We start from the raw sequence: 13,595 nt of genomic DNA, 5'->3' as shown, positions 1-13,595 counted from the left end.
ACAATAAGCAGCAGCGGATACCTAAACGACATGATTGTCCTGAAAAATATTTCGAAAGTGTTTACGCCAGGCAGGCTTGCCATTACCGCTGTCGATAACGTCAACCTGACGGTTGAACAGGGACAGATTTACGGAATTATTGGTTACAGCGGGGCGGGGAAAAGCACCTTAATACGCTTACTTAATGGTCTGGAAAAACCGACTTCAGGCAGCGTAACGATTAACGGCCACGATATCTCTGCCGCCCGTGGGGAATCTTTACGTCAGGCGCGACTGAAAATCAGCATGGTGTTTCAACACTTCAATTTGCTGTGGTCACGAACGGTTAGTGAAAATATTGCGTTCTCTATGCAAATTGCTGGAGCGCCAAAAGCATCAATTAAAGCGCGAGTTGCTGAACTGATTTCGCTGGTGGGGCTGAGCGGTCGTGAAAATGCGTATCCGTCCCAGCTTAGCGGTGGGCAAAAACAGCGGGTAGGAATTGCCCGTGCGCTGGCGAACAATCCTGACGTTCTGCTGTGTGATGAAGCCACTTCGGCACTGGATCCGCAAACTACCGATCAGATCCTCGATTTGCTGCTCGATATTAATCGCCGCTTCAAATTAACCATTGTGCTGATCACGCATGAAATGCACGTGGTACGAAAAATCTGCGATCGCGTCGCGGTAATGGAAAACGGCAGGGTCGTTGAGGAAGGCGACGTGCTCAACGTCTTTACCCATCCCCAACAGCCGATCACCCGACAGTTCGTTCGTCAGGTGAGTCAGTACACCGAGGAAGATGAGTTTAACCCACAGTTGGCCCGTGAGCTGGGCGGTGTGGTGATCAAGCTAACGTTTACCGGGCAACGTACTCATAGGCCTGTGGTTGGCGAATTGACCCTGCGCTATGGCCTGCCGTTTAACATTTTACACGGCAAGATGACGCAAACCGCGCACGGTGTGTTTGGTCAGCTTTGGGTGCACGTTGTGGCCTCTGAGGAACAATTGAACAATATTTTGGCCGATCTGCGCCAGAGCGACATTGAAGGCGAGGTAATCAACCATGGCTGAAGAACTGTTTCCTCATCTGAAGTGGGAGCAACTGCTGGCAGCAACCCAGGAAACGCTCTACATGACGGTCCTTTCTGGCGCAGCGACCTTTGTCCTGGGCGTTGCACTTGGTCTGGCGCTGTTCCTGACCGCACGCGGCGGACTGATTCACAATCGCGCGGTTTATAGCGTTATTTCGCTGGTGGTGAATATCTTTCGTTCCATCCCGTTCATCATTCTAATTGTGCTGCTGATTCCGTTTACCAAAGCGATGGTTGGCACCATTCTCGGCGCTAATGCCGCGTTGCCTGCGCTGATTGTAGGGGCCGCACCGTTTTATGCGCGTCTGGTCGAAATTGCCCTGCGTGAAGTCGACAAAGGGGTTATTGAGGCGACGCGTTCGATGGGCGCACGGCTAAGCACGCTTATTTTTCGGGTTTTACTGCCGGAATCCTCTCCTGCCCTGGTGTCCGGGATCACCGTGACGCTGATTGCGCTGGTCAGCTACAGCGCGATGGCAGGGGTGATTGGCGCCGGTGGTTTAGGGAATTTGGCCTATCTGGAAGGATTCCAGCGCAACCACAGCGACGTCACGCTGGTGGCGACGGTGACGATTTTGCTCATTGTCTTCATCATCCAGCTTTGCGGCGATGTGATCACCTCTCTGTTAGATAAACGCTAATAAAATACGGAAACCATTATCATGAAAAAATCACTGACGTTACTCGCCGCAGCAACCTTAAGCGCCCTGAGCTTTGCCTCCTGGGCCGATACTCTGACCGTTGGCGCCTCTAACGTGCCGCACGCGGAGATCCTTGAGCAGGCTAAGCCTATTCTGGCGAAGCAAGGGATCGATTTAGAGATTAAACCGTTCCAGGATTACATTCTGCCCAACACCGCGCTGGCTGGCCGTGAGATTGACGCTAACTACTTCCAGCATATTCCGTACCTGAACAGCGTGATTAAAGATCATGCGGGCGATAAAACCTATGATTTCGTCAGTGCCGGAGCGATTCACATCGAGCCAATTGGGATCTATTCGAAAAAAGTGAAATCGCTTAAAGATCTGCCGGAAGGCGGCAAGGTCATCATGCGCGATGCGGTATCTGAGGAAGGCCGTATTCTGTCGATTTTCGAAAAAGAGGGCGTAATCAAGCTGAAGCCGGGCGTGGATAAAGTCACCGCGCGCATTAGCGATATCGTCGAGAACCCGAAAAAACTGAAGTTCCTGCCTAACGTGGAAGCCGCGCTGTTACCGCAGATGTATAACAACGACGAAGGCGATGCGGTGGTGATTAACGCCAACTACGCCATCGACGCCGGGCTGGATCCGGTGAAAGATCCTATCGCTGTCGAAAGCGGTGAAAACAACCCGTATGCCAACATCATTACCGTGCATCGCGGCGACGAGAAGAAAAAAGATATCGTGGCGCTGGTTGATGTCCTGCACTCAAAAGAGATCCAGGACTGGATCCGCACCAAATATAAAGGTGCGGTGATCCCGGTAAATAACTGATCCGCTGGCATTGCCTTATCCGGCCTACGACGTTCTGTAGGCCGGATAAAACGCGTTGGTGTGGCCATCCGGCGCTAGAGTTTCACTCGCTCAATCCTCGCTGGTAAACCCTGGCGCACCGCTGCACCTGACACCCAGTCAAGCCAGGTATTGGCTACCTGCCGGGTAGGATCCGCAAAGCCCAAATCGTTGAGATTAATCCCCGACCTTATTTGTGCGTCAAACGCCATCGGCTTGCCGTCGAGCGTATGCTGCGCCGCGCCCATTTCTTTATGCCCATAACCGTGTTCAATGGCGATCACGCCCGGCATCACGCCATTAAGCAGGCTTATCTGCGCCTGCGCCTGACCGCCAGGCGTGGTGATACGCACCATATCGCCGTGCGCTAAACCATATCGTTGACCATCCTGCGGATTAAGCGCCACCAGATTAACCGGCTTCAGATGATGCAGACGTGGGATCACCGCCGTGGCGCTGGACATGGTATTGGATTTAAAAGAAATCAGTTTCAGCGGCCACTCTTGTTCCGGGAACAACTCCTCGACCGCACGCCCATCTGACAGGCGTGAAGGATACCAGGCCGGGCAGCCGCTGTAGCGCTCGCCGGTAATTGCATGGCGGTGCGCGGCGACGTCCGCATTCCAGATTTGTAGCGGTTTTTCCCACGCATTGCCTATCCGATTCTCAACCCGCCCGCTGTTGTCTGGCGCAAAACGCCCGCCGCGGGAGTAGATAAACGCCACCCGGCTGATTTCATCGGCTTTCAGCGTTTGGGTCATCACTGGCACGATCCGCTGTACCCCAGTCAGCGCTATGTCTTCCGGTTGCGCTTCAGCGACCGGCGCTTTGCCCATAAACGCAATATTGGCGGCGAGTCGCAGGTAGTAATCTTCCGCACGATTCAACGGATAGTGATTGCCCTGCGGATCGGTAATCGCATTGTCACCAAATCCGGGTAGCCCGATGCGTTTTGCCACTGCGATACAGAAAGATTCCATCGAGGCGGGTTGACCATCAGCGGTACTGCTGGTTGCCGCTGTCACTACCGGCCAACGCGCGGTGGTGGCTTTACTGGCAACGCCGGCCCACGGGGCGCTGAATCCCCAACTTTCGAAGTTGTGCGTATCCGGCACGATGTAATCGGCCAGCGCCGTGGTTTCGTTCATAAAGGCGTCAATAGCGATAAACAGCGGCAGACGCGCAGGATCCTTGAGCTTTTCTTCCGCCACGCCGCGCAACCCTGCGATGCCGTAGAACGGGTTGGTCATGTTGGAGATCCAGGCTTTCAGCGGATAAGGGTAGCCTTCCAACGCCGAGACGAGGAGTTCGGTAAGCTGGCCTGCGACAAACGGATACCACGGGGCTTTGGCCGGGAAGGGCGGTTGTCCGGCCGCCACCTTATTGCGATACTCTTCGGAAGACTCATAAGCAGTTTTACTGCGCGCGATGCTTAATCCTTTTGGTTTTACCTTCCCGGCGAAGCTGTCCATGTTGTAGCGCGGACCGTCGGTGGCGCCATTGAACTTGCCGCCGCCGACAAATACGCCGCCTTCAAGACTGAGATTGCCAATCAGCGCATTGAGCATCATCACCGACCAGGCGTTATAAAATCCATTGCCTGCCATCATTCCACCGTGCGTAATCACCGCTGCCTGGCGGCCATGGCGGGTAAACGCGTCGGCCAGGGCGCCAATGTCAGCTTCAGACACACCGCATTGCTGGCTGTACTGCGTCAGCGTTAGTTTCCCGGCGGACTCTTTCAGACACTGGAAGCTGCTTTTTACCGTCACCGTCTGACCGTCTGCCAGCGTGACCTGGCGGGTGACGAACAGCTGCGCGCGTGGGCAACTGCTGGCGGCGACAATTTCGCCGGCCTCGTTAATGACCACCGGCTCCTGGGCGGCATTTGCACTCAGGTGCGCGAGGGTTAAATGCTGTCCGGCAAGGGTTGGAAGCTCATCGGTAATCACCAGATGCGTGGCGTTAGTCCAGCTTTTTTCCCCGGCCTGCTGCATGGCCTGTACGCCGGGAATGGTGAGATAATCGGCGTTATAACGCTGTTTTTCGATAATCCAACGGATCATCCCCATCGCCAGCGCGGAGTCACTTCCCGGTCGTACAGGCTGCCAGTGGCCGCGATTGTCAGCCTGCACCGTGGTCAATGGCAGGGCCGGTGCCACCACCACATAACGGAAGTCGTCGCGTAAACGGGCGCTGGCCAGTTGGCGAGCCTGGCGCTTAAACGGGTTACCGGATTGCGCCGGAGACGTTCCCATAAATAGCGCGAATTTGACGTTGTCCCAGTCGGGCTTCACGTGGGTATTTTTATCCAGATCGCCCATTAACGCACCGGAACCGGCACGGTATGCCAGACCACAGTAAGCGCCATGAGCGCCGAAGTTTTTACTGCCAAAACTATTTAATGCAAAGCGGCGCAAAAATGAATCACGTCCTTCATCGCTGGTATTGGTGACCAGCAGTTGATTGGATTTAGGGCCAAAGCTGGGATGCCTGGCATCAAGTGGCGTGTTGGTGTCATGGATTGCCCGCAAGCCGTCAACGTGGCCTTCACCAAACAAGTCGCCGCCTTCCACCACCTCTTTGATCAGCTGTTCAAAGCTGATGCTCTGCCATTTTCCCTCACCGCGTTTGCCGACACGTTTCATGGGCTGGAGAATGCGTAACGGGCTGTATAAACCTTCAAGTAAGGTTGCGCCACGGGCGCAGGCCGTGGAACGAGCGTCAAGACCCGTTTCGCCCGCCAGTTGTTCCATTGCGGTGGCAAAGGGGACGGAGGCGTCAATATGGTGCTCGTGAGACAATGGGTGATAGGGGTTGCCCGCAATGCGCAACACCTTGCCTTGTTCGCTGTCAACGCGCACCCGCACGCCACACTGCGTCCAGCAGCCGAAGCACTGTGTCATGGAGATAACCTGCTGCGGGTTCTGCTGCCAGCGCGGCTGGGCATTGGCTTCGGGGATGAGGGCGTTACCAAAGATGCGGTCTCGGGTTATTTTGCCCGAGGAGCCGTCCAGCAAACCGTCTATCGCGCGCTTTGCCACATCCCGATAACTCAGGCCAAAAGTCACCATACCACCTACGGCAAGGCCTACTTTAAGCCACTGACGACGGGTTAAATTAGCCATGTTGCATTCTCCTTGCGATCGCGTTCAGGGCTTCACGAACAATAATGATCAGTGCTATCCACAGGCCGAAGGTGCCCACAATGGCCAGCCAGCCATCGGTACCACCGGGCAGGGTGTAAGGATTAAACAGCGCGTTAAATTTCGGTACGGTCTGCACCTGGATAAGTAACGTCCAGCGCATCAGCCAGCACAGCGCCATCGCGCTAAATGCAAGTAATATGCGCAGCGGCAGCGATAAGGGGTTACGTAGCACCAGCCCGCACAGGACAAGCGAAACAAGCCATAGCGCAACCCAACCGATAGCGTAGTGTCGTGCTAACGGGGCAACGTTCAGCCATTGGCGAATAGCCGAACCGGAAAGCGTGTTGCCGCTCACCCATATCACCACGACTAAAGCCAGTACCATCAGGGTGACTGTCTGCCCCCACGCCAGTTTGCGGGCCAATGTTCCCTCGCTTTTTGTCGCGGCGATGAGCAGGGCGAGAAACGTTTGCAGCGCGCTGAGGAACATCGCAACCGGAAAGGCGTAGCTGAACCAGACAGGACGCGCCTGCACTACCGACACTTCGCGGCCGGTGTATACCAGCAACCCGATGGCTGACAAGGCGCTACCTATCGCCAGCCACTTAGTGACACTGTAACTTTTAAGCGTTAACCGTTTAACATGCTGCGCCAGAAACCACAGACCTAAGAAGCCGGTAAAGAGCGGTAAAAACAGCGCGCCCCAGGGCATCCAGGACCACGGCGTCGGCCAGGCGTAGAAATGCCAGACGCGGGCGGTTTGGTGTAAGTCAGCGGTCAGCGCCAGCGGCGCGGTAATCGCGCAGGTCAGGGCGATTAACAGCGTCAGGTTTTCCAGTTCCGGCATCTCTTGTTTACGCCAGTGAAGCACGCAGGCGAACAGCGCGGCGCAGGCGGCAATGCCGATGAAAAAGAAATATTGTACGGCCCAGGGTAACCAGCTTACGTCCTGGGGATGGGCCAGAACCTCTTCAATAACCAGTGAATGGTTCATTTAAACCTCCTGCCAGAGAGCGGGTTGAGCACGTCCCATCAACGGGGTTACAAACGCTTCGTCCAGACCCAGATAGAACACGTGCGGTGATGTCCCGTTTTCCGGTTTCAGGACTTTGATGGCGTCATGGTGTTCACGCAGCATTTGAGAAATTCGGCTGTGCGGATCTTTGATATCGCCTATGATGCGCGCGCCGCCGACGCAGGATTCCACGCAGGCCGGGAGCAGGCCAGCTTCGAGGCGATGAACGCAAAAGGTACATTTATCGGCGGTTTGTGTTTCATGGTTGATGAACCGCGCATCATAAGGGCAGGCCTGCACGCAGTAGGCGCAGCCCACGCAGCGCGTGTTGTCGACCACCACAATGCCGTCTTCGCGTTGGAAGGTAGCCTGTACCGGGCAAACGGGCACGCAGGGAGGATTATCACAATGGTTGCACAGCCGCGGCAGCAGGACGTTGGTGACGCTCTGCTGACCTTCAATCTGCACCTGGTACTGGTTAACGAGGGTGCGAAATTCACCCTGCGGCGTCTGGTTTTCAATGGCGCAACTGACAGTACAGGCCTGGCAGCCGATACAGCGTCGCAGGTCAACCAGCATGGCGTAGCGATGCTGAAGTGAGCCTTCATGGCGTTCAGGCGAGAAGGGAAATTGCGCCTGAGCCAAGGGTACCAGTGATGCGCCAGCGGTCAGGACGCCCAGTTGCTGGAGAAACTGCCTTTTACTGCTGTCCATATTTTCTCCCGTCACGATGCAACAACGAAACATTGGTCACGCCGTTGGTTTGCGTGTGATGAATAAAGAATCTTGATGATTTACAGTGTAAAAATCGTGACGGGGGGGACTCTATTGTGGTTAACCACATACCCGGCTTGTTGTTGATCTAAAACAACATAATTGACAGGGATAATTGAGTGGGACGCAACGTAGCAAAATGTCTGACGGTGCTGGTGTCGCTATGGATGCTAAGCGGTGTGGTCAGGGCTCAGACATGGAACATTGGCGTTTTGGCGATGCGTGGGGAGGTCTCCACACGTAATCACTGGCAGCCGCTGGAAACCCTGTTGAATCAGCAAATTCCCGGCGAACAGTTTCACATTCAACCACTGGACCTACGGCAAATGCAGGAGGCGGTGAATCGTGGAACGGTACAATTTGTGGTCACGAATCCGGCGCAATTTGTTCAACTAAACAGCCGCGCTGCGCTACGCTGGCTGGCGTCACTCCGTTCTACTCGCGGGGGGAAAGCCACCAGTAATGTGATTGGCAGCGCGATCCTCGTCAGGCGCGATAGCGGGATAACCTCCGCACACGATCTGATCGGCAAAACGGTGGGTGCCATTGACGCTCAGGCATTTGGCGGCTATTTGCTGGGATATAAAGCGCTCAGCGATGCCGGCCTGCGCCCGGAGCGCGATTTGCGCCTGACGTTTACCGGATTTCCCGCCGATGCCTTACTCTATTTATTACGCGAAAAAGCCGTACAGGCGGTGATTGTGCCGGTGTGCCTGCTGGAAAAAATGGACGAAGAAGGGCTTATTCGTAAAACAGATTTTACGGCCGTGCTTAACCATCCAACGTCGATTCCCTGTATAACCAGTACGCCGCTCTATCCTGACTGGTCATTTGCGGCACTGCCTGCGGTAAGCGACGAGCTGGCCGATCGCGTCACGCGGGCCCTGTTCAATGCGCCGCAAAACGCGACGTTTCGCTGGGGGGCGCCCGCCTCGACCCGCGAGGTGGAAGCGTTACTGCGCGATGTCCGCCAGCATCCGCAGCAGCGCCAGCTGTGGCTGGATGTCAAAAGCTGGTTTATTCAACATCGGCTGGCGATGGGGGCCGCGGCTCTCGTACTGTTGTTGCTGACGCTCAATTACATCTGGGTGATGTTGCTGGTCCGCCGACGCGGCAGGCAATTGGAGCGAAACAACGTATTGTTGCGCAAACAGGAACAGGAGCTGGAAACCGCTCGCCAAATGAGCGTGCTTGGCGAGATGACGTCGGGTTTTGCCCACGAGCTCAATCAGCCGCTATCGGCTATCCGTCATTATGCGCAGGGCTGTCTGATCCGCCTGCGTAGTCAGGATCAACAGCATCCACTGCTGCCCGCGCTGGAGCACATTGATACCCAGGCGCAGCGGGGGGCTGATACGCTGCACAATCTTCGCCAGTGGGTCAGCCAGGCACAGGGCAATCCGGTGATGACCGATGACTGGCAGGTCGTCAACGTTCATGATGCTATCCATCACGTCTGGCAATTATTACGCATGCCACAGCAATTCCCGGCGGTAGCGCTGCAAACGCAGATCGGTAAGGCGTTAACATTAACGTTGCCAAGTGTTCTCCTCGAACAGGTACTGGCCAATGTGGTTCTCAACGCCGCCCAGGCGGGGGCAACCACCGTGTGGTTTAGCGCTCAGCGTGAGGATGGTGATGTGAGTATTCAGGTGCAGGATAACGCCGGAGGTATTGATGAGGTGCAGCTGTACCAGGCTTTTCAGCCGTTTATGACCACCCGTAAAGAGGGCATGGGGCTGGGGTTAGCCATTTGTCAGCGGCTGGTGCGCTACGCAAACGGAGACATTGAGATCAAAAATCATCTGGCTCCAGATGAAAAAGCGGGCGTGGTGGTGACATTACATTTTAAGCAAAACCCGGAGGGAGGCCGTCGTGGCAATCATTCATCTGCTGGATGACGATATTGCCGTCACCCAGGCTTGCGCGTTTTTACTGGAAAGTCTGGGATATGAGGTGTGTTGCTGGGAGCAAGGCGAAACATTCCTCACCGAGGCAAATCTGCACCAGGTGGGCGTACTTTTGCTGGATATGCGTATGCCTGTACTGGATGGGCATGCTGTGCATGAAGCCATGCGTCAGCGTGAGAGTACGCTGGCGGTGGTATTTCTCACCGGGCATGGCGATGTGCCGATGGCGGTTGAGCAAATGAAACGCGGTGCGGTCGATTTTTTGCAAAAGCCGGTTTCCGCCGCGCCTCTGCAAGCGGCGTTAGAGCATGCAGTGCAGATTTCTCACGCCGCCTTTTCGCGACAAGAGATCGTGGTTTGCTATCAGCAGCTTACGCCAAAGGAGCGAGAGCTGGCGCAACTGGTAGCAAAAGGGTTAATGAATCGGGAAATTGCTGATGCCATGAATATTGCCGTGCGCACGGTTGAGGTTCATCGGGCGCGGGTGATGGAAAAAATGCAGGCGGGGAGTCTTGCTGAACTGGTTAATCGACTGCAGAGGATTCAGTAAATTTATGACATTTATTTGATTTTCATTGAATTTTGTCTAATCCGTCAGACTGATATATGCTGTTGGTTTGAGTTAATGACGAGCGGGAAAAAATGGGAAATCAGACCAAAGACGATGAGTTGTACCGTGAAATGTGCAGAGTAGTCGGTAAAGTAGTGCTGGAAATGCGCGATCTGGGACAAGAGCCTAAGCATATCGTCATTGCGGGAGTACTGAGAACCACCCTCGCCAACCAGCGTGTGAAGCGCAGCGAGTTAGAAAAACAGGCTATTGAGACCGTAATTAAAGCATTAGCCGGTTAATCCACAAAAAGAGGATGGTGGTCTCGTTCGCCGTCCTTTTATTCTCGTCACGTTAATTTATCAATATATATAATTTAGTGCTGCAATTAGAGGAGTAATCTTCGCTGTATATTAAGTTATATCCCGAGTGATATATTAAAATATATATGCGAGTAGAGTCACAAATATTTGCAAAGCATGTGAAATATTATTTCAACTTATCTTAATGATAATAAATCTCACTCCGCATTTATTATTTCACTTCCGTTTTTTAATTGATGACGATCAAAACTATGAGCGCTGAATAACCACATTATCTTTACGCCTAACCCTAAAGGATTAGATTCATTCAGTTTAACCACCGTCATTTTACGCGATCAGGTTAGGGCAAAAATTTACGTGTTGTTGGCAACATTAACCGCCCGAAATGGCTTGAGCTGCACGGGTTTAATTTAGCTGGAGGTGTTGCTAACACAGCGTTTGCGAAGAGGATGCGAAATAAATGAATCAGGTTGATCGTCCATTTTTAGATTGTGGTTTAACGCGGCTTGAATTTCTGCGGATATCAGGAAAAGGTTTGGCAGGATTAACCATCGCCCCTGCACTGTTATCACTTTTTGGCTGTAAGCAGGAAGATATCGACAGCGGTACCGTGGGGCTTATCAATACGCCGAAAGGGGTGCTGGTGACCCAGCGAGCGCGCTGTACTGGCTGCCACCGCTGTGAAATTTCCTGTACCAATTATAACGATGGTGCCGTGGGGACTTTCTTTTCCCGTATAAAAATCCATCGCAACTTCTTCTTTGGCGATGATGGCGTCGGGTCCGGTGGCGGACTTTATGGCGATTTAAACTATACCGCTGATACCTGCCGTCAGTGCAAAGATCCGCAATGCATGAAGGTCTGCCCCATTGGCGCTATTACCTGGAAACAGGAAGACGGCTGTATTGCGGTGGATCATAAACGTTGTATTGGCTGCAGCGCTTGTACCACCGCCTGCCCGTGGATGATGGCGACCGTGAATACCGAAACAAAAAAATCCTCAAAATGTGTGTTATGTGGGGAGTGCGCCAATGCTTGTCCGACTGGGGCATTAAAAATTATCGAGTGGAAAGATATTACTGTTTGATAGATAGCAGGCATACCTGATACGCGTCATTAATTGCCAAAAATATCGCAGTTTTGCAAAAAAACTGCCTGAAGGATGGCGGGTATATCTATTAAACCTTCTTGCAAAGGAAAACATGATGGCTAATGGTTGGACAGGTAATATTTTACGGGTCAATCTCACCACGGGGAATATCACCCTTGAAGATTCCAGTAAATTTAAAAAATTTGTCGGCGGGATGGGCTTTGGTTATAAAATTATGTACGACGAAGTCCCGCCAGGCACCATGCCTTTCGATGAAGGGAATAAACTGGTTTTCGCCACCGGGCCATTAACGGGCTCTGGTGCCCCTTGTAGCTCCCGCGTCAATATCACCTCCTTATCGACTTTTACCAAAGGCAATTTAGTGGTGGATGCTCATATGGGCGGCTTCTTTGCTGCGCAAATGAAATTCGCCGGTTACGACGCCATTATTATCGAAGGCAAGTCCGCGACGCCTGTCTGGATCAACATTAAAGACGAAAAGGTCAGCATCGAAAAAGCCGATTTCCTGTGGGGTAAGGGAACGCGCGCCACAACCGAAGAGATTTGCCGCATTACCAGCCCGGAAACCTGCGTCGCCGCTATTGGTCAGGCGGGTGAAAATCTGGTGCCGCTCTCCTGCATGATCAACAGTCGCAACCACAGCGGAGGCGCCGGTACTGGCGCGGTAATGGGGTCGAAAAACCTGAAGGCTATTGCGGTAGAAGGGACCAAAGGGGTCAATATTGCCGATCGTAAAGAGATGAAGCGGCTCAATGATTACATGATGACCGAGCTCATCGGTGCCAACAACAACCACGTTGTGCCAAGCACCCCGCAGGCCTGGGCAGAATACTCTTCGCCAAACTCGCGCTGGACGGCCCGTAAGGGACTGTTCTGGGGCGCTGCAGAAGGGGGACCAATCGAAACCGGGGAAATCCCGCCGGGTAACCAGAATACCGTGGGTTTCCGTACCTATAAATCCGTGTTCGATTTGGGGCCAGCCGCTGAGAAATACACGGTCAAAATGAGCGGCTGCCATTCATGCCCCATTCGCTGTATGTCGCAGCTCAATGTCCCGCGGGTGAAAGATTTTGGCGTGCCAAGTACCGGCGGTAACACCTGCGTGGCGAACTTTGTCCACACCACCATTTTCCCCAATGGCCCGAAAGATTTCGACGATAAAGACGATGGGCGCGTGGTGGGAAATCTGATTGGCCTGAACCTGTTTGACGATTATGGCATCTGGTGTAACTACGGGCAGTTGCACCGTGATTTTACTTACTGCTATTCGAAAGGCGTCTTTAAGCGCGTACTGCCAGCTGAAGAGTATGCGGAGATCCGCTGGGATCAGCTGGAAGCGGGCGATCCTCATTTTATTAAGGATTTTTACTACCGGTTGGCGCATCGCGTGGGGGAACTCAGCCATCTTGCGGACGGATCGTATGCCATTGCTGAACGCTGGGATTTGGGCGAAGAGTACTGGGGTTATGCCAAAAATAAACTGTGGTCGCCGTTTGGTTTTCCTGTCCACCATGCAAACGAGGCCTCTGCACAGGTGGGGGCGATCACCAACTGTATGTTTAACCGTGACTGTATGGCGCACACCCATATCAACTTCATCGGTTCCGGTTTACCGCTGAAATTACAGCGCGAAGTGGCGGGCGAGCTATTTGGTTCGCAGGATGCATACGACGAAACCAAAAACTACACCCCAATCAATGCCGCCAAGATCAAATATGCCAAATGGACGCTGCTGAAAGTCTGTCTGCATAACGCGGTTACGCTGTGCAACTGGGTGTGGCCGATGACGGTTTCACCACTCAAGAGCCGTAACTATCGCGGAGATTTGGATCTGGAAGCAAAATTCTTCCAGGCGGTCACCGGCGATGAAACCACGCAGGCGAGTCTGGACTTGGCCGCTGAACGCATCTTTACCCTGCACCGTGCCTATACGGTCAAATTGATGCAAACCAAAGATATGCGCAATGAGCACGATCTCATCTGCTCCTGGGTGTTTGATAAAGATCCGAAGATCCCGGTCTTCACTGAAGGGACCGACAAGATGGACCGGGAAGATATGCGTCAGTCGCTGACGATGTTCTATCAGGAAATGGGCTGGGATCCAGAACTGGGTTGCCCAACGCGTGAAACCCTGAACCGACTCGGACTTGAAGATGTAGCCGCTGATTTGGCTGCACAAGATCTGTTGCCGGCGTAA

11 protein-coding genes are annotated in these 13,595 nt (G+C 53.6%); 8 read left to right on the top strand and 3 right to left on the bottom strand.

The genetic code is table 11. From position 1 onward, the window contains the following. Positions 1-30: 30 nt before the first annotated feature. Genes OGW44_RS03440 through OGW44_RS03430 form a run of 3 tightly spaced genes read left to right on the top strand, consistent with a single transcriptional unit; the run spans position 31 to position 2,548 of the window. Positions 31-1,053 (top strand): methionine ABC transporter ATP-binding protein, encoded by a 1,023-nt coding sequence (locus OGW44_RS03440; protein WP_016156371.1) that lies wholly within the window; start codon positions 31-33, stop codon positions 1,051-1,053. Beyond that, complete coding sequence (locus OGW44_RS03435; RefSeq protein WP_185654572.1) at positions 1,046-1,714, top strand: methionine ABC transporter permease; 669 nt, start codon at positions 1,046-1,048, stop codon at positions 1,712-1,714. Before OGW44_RS03440 ends, OGW44_RS03435 begins: the two co-directional genes overlap by 8 nt. Positions 1,715-1,735: 21 nt before the next feature. Then, positions 1,736-2,548 (top strand): MetQ/NlpA family ABC transporter substrate-binding protein, encoded by an 813-nt coding sequence (locus OGW44_RS03430; RefSeq protein WP_003029358.1) that lies wholly within the window; start codon positions 1,736-1,738, stop codon positions 2,546-2,548. Positions 2,549-2,622: 74 nt separating this feature from the next. Here the strand turns inward: OGW44_RS03430 and ttrA are convergent, their stop codons facing one another. From ttrA to ttrB, 3 genes are read right to left on the bottom strand one after another with little or no spacing between them, the layout of a single operon-like run. Beyond that, complete coding sequence (gene ttrA, locus OGW44_RS03425; protein WP_185654573.1) at positions 2,623-5,694, bottom strand: tetrathionate reductase subunit TtrA; 3,072 nt, start codon at positions 5,692-5,694, stop codon at positions 2,623-2,625. Next, the gene (gene ttrC, locus OGW44_RS03420) at positions 5,687-6,709 is read right to left on the bottom strand and encodes a tetrathionate reductase subunit TtrC (RefSeq protein ID WP_153690415.1); all 1,023 of its coding nucleotides are present in this window, start codon (positions 6,707-6,709) and stop codon (positions 5,687-5,689) included. Before ttrC ends, ttrA begins: the two co-directional genes overlap by 8 nt. Then, positions 6,710-7,444 carry a tetrathionate reductase subunit TtrB gene (gene ttrB / locus OGW44_RS03415; RefSeq protein ID WP_019076686.1) on the bottom strand — a complete coding sequence of 245 codons (735 nt, stop codon included), beginning with the start codon at positions 7,442-7,444 and terminating at the stop codon, positions 6,710-6,712. A gap of 227 nt (positions 7,445-7,671) precedes the next feature. Between ttrB and ttrS the strand changes: the two genes are divergently transcribed. The 5 genes from ttrS (at position 7,672) to OGW44_RS03390 (ending at position 13,595) form a co-directional block, all read left to right on the top strand. Beyond that, positions 7,672-9,405 (top strand): tetrathionate respiration histidine kinase TtrS, encoded by a 1,734-nt coding sequence (gene ttrS / locus OGW44_RS03410; RefSeq protein ID WP_221774848.1) that lies wholly within the window; start codon positions 7,672-7,674, stop codon positions 9,403-9,405. Further along, positions 9,380-9,964, top strand: coding sequence for a tetrathionate respiration response regulator TtrR (gene ttrR / locus OGW44_RS03405; protein WP_016156376.1), 585 nt, complete (start codon positions 9,380-9,382; stop codon positions 9,962-9,964). Before ttrS ends, ttrR begins: the two co-directional genes overlap by 26 nt. A gap of 92 nt (positions 9,965-10,056) precedes the next feature. Beyond that, positions 10,057-10,266 carry a fumarate hydratase FumD gene (gene fumD, locus OGW44_RS03400; RefSeq protein WP_003029345.1) on the top strand — a complete coding sequence of 70 codons (210 nt, stop codon included), beginning with the start codon at positions 10,057-10,059 and terminating at the stop codon, positions 10,264-10,266. 481 nt (positions 10,267-10,747) lie between these two features. Further along, positions 10,748-11,374 carry a ferredoxin-like protein gene (locus tag OGW44_RS03395; RefSeq protein WP_016152920.1) on the top strand — a complete coding sequence of 209 codons (627 nt, stop codon included), beginning with the start codon at positions 10,748-10,750 and terminating at the stop codon, positions 11,372-11,374. 118 nt (positions 11,375-11,492) lie between these two features. Beyond that, the gene (locus OGW44_RS03390; protein WP_016156377.1) at positions 11,493-13,595 is read left to right on the top strand and encodes an aldehyde ferredoxin oxidoreductase; all 2,103 of its coding nucleotides are present in this window, start codon (positions 11,493-11,495) and stop codon (positions 13,593-13,595) included.

This window comes from Citrobacter sp. Cb023, assembly GCF_030336805.1.
Classification (GTDB): domain Bacteria; phylum Pseudomonadota; class Gammaproteobacteria; order Enterobacterales; family Enterobacteriaceae; genus Citrobacter; species Citrobacter braakii.
This window is presented reverse-complemented; position numbering and strand designations above follow the sequence as displayed.

Excerpts from the sequence above, each read along its gene's own strand:
- OGW44_RS03440 (WP_016156371.1), top strand. The coding sequence starts at position 31 with ATGATTGTCCTGAAAAATATTTCGAAAGTGTTTACGCCAGGCAGGCTT.
- OGW44_RS03435 (WP_185654572.1), top strand. The coding sequence starts at position 1,046 with ATGGCTGAAGAACTGTTTCCTCATCTGAAGTGGGAGCAACTGCTGGCA.
- OGW44_RS03430 (WP_003029358.1), top strand. The coding sequence starts at position 1,736 with ATGAAAAAATCACTGACGTTACTCGCCGCAGCAACCTTAAGCGCCCTG.
- ttrA (WP_185654573.1), bottom strand. The coding sequence starts at position 5,694 with ATGGCTAATTTAACCCGTCGTCAGTGGCTTAAAGTAGGCCTTGCCGTA.
- ttrC (WP_153690415.1), bottom strand. The coding sequence starts at position 6,709 with ATGAACCATTCACTGGTTATTGAAGAGGTTCTGGCCCATCCCCAGGAC.
- ttrB (WP_019076686.1), bottom strand. The coding sequence starts at position 7,444 with ATGGACAGCAGTAAAAGGCAGTTTCTCCAGCAACTGGGCGTCCTGACC.
- ttrS (WP_221774848.1), top strand. The coding sequence starts at position 7,672 with ATGCTAAGCGGTGTGGTCAGGGCTCAGACATGGAACATTGGCGTTTTG.
- fumD (WP_003029345.1), top strand. The coding sequence starts at position 10,057 with ATGGGAAATCAGACCAAAGACGATGAGTTGTACCGTGAAATGTGCAGA.
- OGW44_RS03395 (WP_016152920.1), top strand. The coding sequence starts at position 10,748 with ATGAATCAGGTTGATCGTCCATTTTTAGATTGTGGTTTAACGCGGCTT.
- OGW44_RS03390 (WP_016156377.1), top strand. The coding sequence starts at position 11,493 with ATGGCTAATGGTTGGACAGGTAATATTTTACGGGTCAATCTCACCACG.